Raw genomic sequence first — 399 nt, forward strand, 5'->3', positions numbered from 1 at the left:
GAGGTGGACGATTGATGAGCCTAGGTTGGAGACTTTATCTTGGCTGGTGCCCATGATGTTCATGAACCTGGTTAGGGTCATGGCGGCGTCTTGGGCTGACAGGTTGGTTGCTTCGCCAAGGTCAACCATTGTCTTGGTGAATCCGACAATGTTTTCTTTGGATACGCCTAGCTGGCCTGCGGCTTCTGCTACTGCTGCGATTTCTCCGTGGGAGGCAGATACTTGCCCGGTCATGGCCCGTAGCCCGGATTCTATTCTTGCTAGGTCTGCAGGAGTACCGTCTACGGTTTTGCGGACTCCCGCGAAGGCGGATTCCCAGTCGACTGCGGCTTTTATCGAGCCCGCGAGCGCGCCTGTGGTGACTAGGCCGAACTTGGTTAGGGCTGAGCCGGCTTTTTC

Annotated in this window: 1 protein-coding gene; it reads right to left on the reverse strand. The window is 56.4% G+C overall.

All coding sequences use genetic code 11. The annotated features are described in order from the left end of the window. The coding region (locus tag QP381_RS08565; protein ID WP_285068512.1) for a phage tail tape measure protein at positions 1-399 on the reverse strand (399 nt) is incomplete at both ends.

This window comes from Pauljensenia sp. UMB6358 (genome assembly GCF_030216865.1).
GTDB classification, from domain to species: domain Bacteria; phylum Actinomycetota; class Actinomycetes; order Actinomycetales; family Actinomycetaceae; genus Pauljensenia; species Pauljensenia turicensis_A.